The organism is Pseudoalteromonas sp. HM-SA03 (genome assembly GCF_002289345.1).
Classification (GTDB): domain Bacteria; phylum Pseudomonadota; class Gammaproteobacteria; order Enterobacterales; family Alteromonadaceae; genus Pseudoalteromonas.
The window spans coordinates 1-1351 of sequence record NZ_NSDG01000099.1 but is presented as its reverse complement, the minus strand read 5'-3'; the positions used below and the strand labels follow the sequence as shown (position 1 = coordinate 1351).

At 41.6% G+C, this 1351-nt stretch carries 3 protein-coding genes; 2 read left to right on the top strand and 1 reads right to left on the bottom strand.

The window, feature by feature from the left end; genetic code table 11:
- Positions 1 to 72 precede the first annotated feature (72 nt).
- Complete coding sequence (locus CKO50_RS18810) at positions 73 to 228, bottom strand: isocitrate lyase/phosphoenolpyruvate mutase family protein (RefSeq protein WP_095729398.1); 156 nt, start codon at positions 226 to 228, stop codon at positions 73 to 75.
- A gap of 554 nt (positions 229 to 782) precedes the next feature.
- Between CKO50_RS18810 and CKO50_RS24100 the strand changes: the two genes are divergently transcribed.
- Together CKO50_RS24100 and CKO50_RS18800 are read left to right on the top strand one after the other, a co-directional pair.
- A complete protein-coding gene (locus CKO50_RS24100; RefSeq protein ID WP_176474710.1) occupies positions 783 to 953 on the top strand; it encodes a hypothetical protein in 171 nt (56 codons plus the stop codon).
- 6 nt (positions 954 to 959) lie between these two features.
- Positions 960 to 1307, top strand: a complete 348-nt coding sequence (locus tag CKO50_RS18800) for a DNA cytosine methyltransferase (protein WP_095729396.1) — start codon at positions 960 to 962, stop codon at positions 1305 to 1307.
- The last annotated feature ends 44 nt before the right edge of the window (positions 1308 to 1351 follow it).

Below are 1351 nucleotides of genomic sequence, written 5' to 3'. Positions count from 1 at the left end.
GGAAGTGAATTCAACGCAGGTAGCGCTAAAACTGGCTGCTAGAAAGGCATTAATTATCCGAAGCTCAGGTTTCTAGCCCTGATGATTAGACATACCCCAGCTTGTTGTTGCAACGGCCTGACCACCAGCCTGTTCGATGATAAACGCTGATGATGGATCCCAGCAGTTAGCTAGAAAAAGTGGGGCTGATTGTTGGTGTAGTGCATTGAAAGTTGTAGATAGAGCCATTTTATTTCTCCTAAGTTGCAGCGCTTAGGATACGCAGTGTATGGATGTTGGACTGGCCAGATTTAGCACTTAACGTGATTTGTAAGACATAAAGCAACAAAGCTGAGCCGTGTGGTTTCTGTTGAAAAATACAGCGCGAACTACTTTGGTTTATATTTGTGTTGTTTATAGTGGGATGGTCGTGTGACCCATAATGGCGCGAATACAGCTCCTCTGGAACGTGTTGCGGGTAGTGAGAAAGCCTTTTTTGATGCTCATATCGAGCTAGTTCATAAAAAAATTATCACAGTGATCAGAGATTGCAACACCTTTTTGACACGCTCAAATCTCCATCCCTCTTTTGGCCCTGCAATTTTTTAAGGCGGATTGAGTGTCGAGGTATCATGAGCAGTGGCCTCGACGGACGACTCGTTGCCAATCCGCCTTATTATTTGAAAAATGATCGATATTAAAACTATAGTTTACATGTTTATTTATACAGTATTTAGGTATGATTGATTTTATCTTTTTTTAAAATCATAATGGCGCCAAAGTGGCGCCATTATGGGTTGGTAATGAATAAGTCAGAAGATACATCTCGAATTAGTTTACGCCTTTCTAAAGAGCTATTTGAGGAAGTTGATGTGGTGCGAAAGCAAAGAGTTGGGAATATTTCCAGAAATACTTGGATAGCTGAAGCTGTAAAAGAGAAGCTAGAGCGCGCTAAAAAGGGTTGTGAGGAGTAATTGTTAATGAGGACATTTTACGAATTTTTCGCTGGTGGCGGAATGGCTAGAGCTGGACTTGGAAGAAACTGGGAATGCCTCTTTGCAAATGACTTTAGCCAAAAAAAGGTCGATTCATATATGGCTAATTGGGGCAATGAAGATATTTTATGTGATGATGTTTCTAATATCACTATTGAGCAATTAGAAGGACAAGCGGATTTAGCTTGGGCGTCCTTTCCTTGCCAAGATCTTTCTCTAGCTGGCTCTGGTGCAGGGCTTAGTGGGAAGCGTTCGGGAACATTTTGGGCATTTTGGAAGTTAATAACATCATTAAAAAAAGAAAATAGTAAGCGTACGGCTAACTACACCTAGAGGCTAACATGCCAGGGCAGTAAACTGTCGATATCGCACTGTGG